Below are 4,779 nucleotides of genomic sequence, written 5' to 3'. Positions count from 1 at the left end.
TTTCTTCTTCTGTGCAGTTTTCAAAGATCAATAATGGTGGGCCTAACTAGACTTGAACTAGTGACCTCACGCTTATCAGGCGTGCGCTCTAACCAGCTGAGCTATAGGCCCATATTCTTATGTTCAAGCCGTTTGGCTTTTTTCTTGTTGGCTCACGAGCCAGCTTCTATAGTATATTAAATAATGAGCCTCTTGTCAACACTTTTTTTGATTTTTTTTTTATATTTTTATAAAAACTATAAAAAGCTTTATATTTCAAGTGTTTTTAATCATCGAAAAGTGTTTTTTCTTTCTCTTTTTTATGCTAAAATCTATTTAAATTCACTTTATGATTATTTATAGAGGTTATATTATGTCAAAACTTATCAATAAAATTTTATTAATCATGTCCACAATACTCATTTTATTCGTTGTTTCGTTTAGTGCAGTATTTGGCTATCTATTCTTTCAACATTCTCAAAACATAGAAAGTAGTCGTTTAGAAAGCACAGCTTTATCTTTAGCTGATATTTTGAGTAAGTCTACAGGTAACAATCCTTTAACTAATATATACAATGCTAATGTACTGCAATTAGTAAATATATTAGAACAAGGTGAAATATGGCTTGTAGATAAAAACACACTGCAAATTGTAGGCTCTCGCTTTAATCCAGCATTAACTTATGACCAACTTCCAGCTCAAGCAGCCAATGACCTTCAATCCATTTTAAACGGTCAAAATATTCGCACTCAAACCTTTAATATATATACACAGCCACATTATACTACAATTGGTGTTCCTATATATGATAGTGAAGGTAATGTCAAAGGAGCATTGCTTTTTCATAGCAAAATGCCTACATTAAAATTCAGTTGGTATGATGGAATTGCTTTAATGCTATTTTGTTCTATAGTTCTATTTGTAATTTTAATACTTCTCTTAAAAGTTCTCCTAAAAAAATACGTTTTACCTTTAGAAGTATTAAATCAATTTATTGAAAAGATTTTGCACCATAATTATACTTCCCATATAAAAACAAAAGCTAATGATGAGATAGCTCAACTAGCTCAAAACTTAAATCGTCTTTCTTTATATTTACAAAATCTCGAAACTACATCTAAAGCTAAAGCTCAATCTGATAATAATTTAATCATAAAAACAGCTTATAAACTCCATACACCTTTAAAAGAATTAAAACATGATATACAAGAATTAGCTCAAAAAAAATCCAATATACCTGAGCCATATTTAAAACAAATGCAAAAAAATATTGATAAACTAGATATGATTGCTAATAATCTTTTAGATTTATCTCAATTAGATAATAAAGATTTTACACTTCAAAAAGATTTGCTCAATTTAATAGAAATTCTTCAAGATAGTATAAAAGCTCGTGAAAAAGTAGCTAAGGAACAAAATATAAAGATAGATTTAAAAATAAGTCTAGCTAAAGAAATCATTTTATTTACAGGAGATAAAAATCGTCTTAAACAAATGTTTTGTGAAACTTTAGATAAAGCACTTCAAATCTATCCTCAAAAAAGTGATTTAATCATAAAGATTTTAGAAGATGATAACAATTATTATATCTATATGCAAAACAATAATGATGAAATATCTGTCGAACACCTACCAGAAATGTTCCCTCAATTTTATCAGACCGCAGAAGATGATACTATCTTAAATAGCATTGAACTAAAAATTGCCCAACATCTAGCTAGTTTACATCAAATAAAATTAACAACAGAAAAACAGTCTGATAAATATACTGTTTTTAAATTTACGATTAGCAAATAAAATAAAAAACTCATTTCAATATTTAAATTAACTATGAAAACAAATCTTATTTTTATAGTCAATTTCATTGAAATGAGTTTTTTATTACTTATCTAAAAGAAAAATCTTATCTTGAGGTAATTTTACATATATAGTATCGCCAATTCTTTTATTATTTTGCCAATACTCTTTGCTGACTTCTAAACGAATGGCTTGTTTAGCATTTTCTTTTCTCAACATTATAACTATGCTAAAAATATTTTCTACTAATTCATCAATGATGAATTCTTCTACATTTATATCTTTTTTTCTTTCTTTATCATCAACTATCATTAATTCATGGGCTCTAATGCCTATGTATCTATCTTTATCACTTATTTCACTAGTAACTGTTAAATCTATATTCCAATCAATAGCTCTACATAAATACTTGTCTATTTTCTCTATGCGTGAATGATTTTTACAACCACTCAATTTAGAAGCAGCTATTGAATTTGGTTTTTCAAATAAATCTTTTTTAGTGCTAAAAGACACAGTTTTTCCTTGTGATAATACCATAATTTCATCACAAAAACGATAAATTTCATCTCTATTATGAGAAACGAATAATACATTTTTACCATAAAGCTTTAAAACTTTTGCTAATTCTAATTCAACTTGCCATTTCAAAAAATCATCTAAAGCCGAAAATGGTTCATCTAACATTAATATATCAGGCTGTGAAGCAAAAATTCTAGCTAATGCTACTCTTTGTTGTTGTCCTCCTGATAAATTTTTAGGATAAGCCTTTTTTAATTTTTCTAAATGAAAAATTTTTAAATACTTAGTTATAATTTCTTTTTGCTCTTCTTTAATTTTTATACCTACAGCAATATTTTCTTCAACATTCATATGAGGAAATAACGCATAATTTTGAAATAAATAGCCTATATTTCGCTTTTGTGGTGATAAATTAATCTTTTTTTCACTATCAAACAAAACTCTAGCATTGAGAATTATCTTTCCTTCATCTGGTGTTTCTATTCCTGCAATACATTTCAACGTCATGCTCTTACCACAACCAGATGCACCTAATACACCTAAAATTCCTTTTTCAGTGTAAAAATTCACATCTAAACTAAAATCAGGATAATATTTTTTTATTGCTACTTCTAAAGCCATTTACTTCACCTCAACTATTGACTTTTTGTTGCTGTTTTAACCAATAATTCATCAATACCATTACCATTAATGATACAACAATTATTATCCCTGCCCAAACAAAAGCCGTTTCTTGGTCATTTGCTTGCACTGCTGAATAAATAGCTGTAGACATTGTCTGCGTTTTTCCTGGAATATTACCCGCTAGCATAATTGTCGCTCCAAATTCACCTAAAGCCCTAGCAAAAGATAAAATTGCACCTGCTAATATACCGGATTTTGCCAAAGGTAATATAATCTTCCAAAAAATTTTTTCTTCACTCATACCTAAAGTTCTCGCTGCAAAAATCAAATCTTTATCTATCTGCTCAAAAGCTCCACGCGTCGTTCTATACATCAGTGGAAAAGAAACTACAACTGCTGTAATTACAGTAGCTGGCCAGGAAAAAATTATATTAATATCAAACAAAGCTAAAAATTGTCCAATAAAACTATTTTTTCCTAAAAATAACAATAAGAAAAAACCCACTACAGTAGGAGGCAAAACTAAAGGTAAAGTGATGATACCATCTATAAATCCTTGATATTTCTTTAATTTGCAAATAAATCTAGCTGCATATATACCTAAAATAAAAGTAATCACTGTAGCAAGTCCCGCTGTTTTTAAGGAAATATATAATGGAGAAAAATCCATATTTTCACCTCAAATGAAAATAGCGACAAGCTAAAGCATTAATCTGCTTTAATTTGTCGCTATATATTTTATTATTTTACGTTAAATCCATATTTTGCCAAAATATTTTTTTGTGCATCTTGAGATAAATATGCAATAAAATCTTTTGCTACATCTGGATTTTTAGAGGAATTTACCATCGCTATTGGATAAACTACAGGTTTATGCGTATTTTCTGGTGCTTCCATCAATACTTTAACTTTATCAGAAATAGCTGCATCTGTAGCATAAACTATACCGCAATCTACTTCGCCTGTTTCTACCCAACCGAGAACTTGACGTACATCAGAAGCATATACTGCCTTCTGTTTCATAGCGTCTAGTATCTTTAAATTAGAGAAGATTTCTTCTGAATATTGTCCAACTGGTACAGCTTTTGGTTCACCTAAAGCTATTTTATTGACTTTATCTGTAGCCACATCAGCAAAATCATTTAAAGATAATTCACTGTCTTTTGGCACAATTAAAACCACTTTATTCTCCAATAAATCTTTACGCGTGGACTTATCAATTAATCCTTTCTTATCTAGGGCATTCATCTGTTTTTGTGCTGCTGAAATAAATACATCAGCAGGAGCCCCTTGTTCTATCTGTGTTTGTAAGGCACCAGAACTTCCAAAGTTATATGTTAATTTCACATTTGGATATTCTTTTTCATAATTTGCACCAATTTCTTTTATAGCATCTGTCATACTAGCAGCTGCTACAATATAAACTTCTTGTTGCTTTTCTGTTTTTTGAGAACTATTATCTTGAGAAGTATTTCCACAACCAGCAAATACAACAGTTAATAAACAATACATCACTAATATAACTATATTTTTGCCATTGCTTTTCATTTTAAAATCCTTTCTCTAATTAAAAACAATAATTACAAATTATTCCCTCTTAGAAATTAATAACTGTAAGAGCTACTAAACAAACAGAAGCGATTGTTACCATAATGCTATTCACTGATGTCTTCCTCCTTATTCTATTATCCATATATGAAAATATATTTATTTTTACACAAACAAAAAAGACAGGTTATCCTGTCTTTATCTAATGCCCGAAGGCTTATTATTTAATATGGTGGAGATGAGGAGATTCGAACTCCTGACCCCCTGCTTGCAAGGCAGGTGCTCTCCCAACTGAGCTACACCCCCATATA

At 29.4% G+C, this 4,779-nt stretch carries 4 protein-coding genes and 2 tRNA genes; 1 reads left to right on the top strand and 5 read right to left on the bottom strand.

Going from position 1 to position 4,779, the window contains the following annotated elements; all coding sequences use genetic code 11:
• Positions 1-34: 34 nt before the first annotated feature.
• Positions 35-111, bottom strand: a tRNA-Ile gene (locus BMX03_RS10935).
• A 241-nt stretch (positions 112-352) separates the two neighbouring features.
• Here BMX03_RS10935 and BMX03_RS10930 point away from each other — a divergent pair.
• A complete protein-coding gene (locus tag BMX03_RS10930) occupies positions 353-1,777 on the top strand; it encodes a HAMP domain-containing sensor histidine kinase (RefSeq protein ID WP_022227599.1) in 1,425 nt (474 codons plus the stop codon).
• Between the two features lie 84 nt (positions 1,778-1,861).
• On the opposite strand, the gene BMX03_RS10925 is transcribed toward BMX03_RS10930, so the two are convergent.
• From BMX03_RS10925 to BMX03_RS10910, 4 genes are all read right to left on the bottom strand, one after another.
• Positions 1,862-2,917, bottom strand: a complete 1,056-nt coding sequence (locus BMX03_RS10925) for a sulfate/molybdate ABC transporter ATP-binding protein (RefSeq protein WP_091695406.1) — start codon at positions 2,915-2,917, stop codon at positions 1,862-1,864.
• 10 nt (positions 2,918-2,927) lie between these two features.
• Positions 2,928-3,590 (bottom strand): molybdate ABC transporter permease subunit, encoded by a 663-nt coding sequence (gene modB / locus BMX03_RS10920; protein ID WP_091695403.1) that lies wholly within the window; start codon positions 3,588-3,590, stop codon positions 2,928-2,930.
• A 71-nt stretch (positions 3,591-3,661) separates the two neighbouring features.
• Complete coding sequence (gene modA / locus BMX03_RS10915) at positions 3,662-4,468, bottom strand: molybdate ABC transporter substrate-binding protein (protein ID WP_091695399.1); 807 nt, start codon at positions 4,466-4,468, stop codon at positions 3,662-3,664.
• A gap of 230 nt (positions 4,469-4,698) precedes the next feature.
• A tRNA-Ala gene (locus BMX03_RS10910) sits at positions 4,699-4,774 on the bottom strand.
• Positions 4,775-4,779: the final 5 nt, after the last annotated feature.

The sequence above is a fragment of the Megamonas sp. Calf98-2 genome (assembly GCF_900110235.1).
Lineage (GTDB): Bacteria > Bacillota > Negativicutes > Selenomonadales > Selenomonadaceae > Megamonas > Megamonas funiformis.
This window is presented reverse-complemented; position numbering and strand designations above follow the sequence as displayed.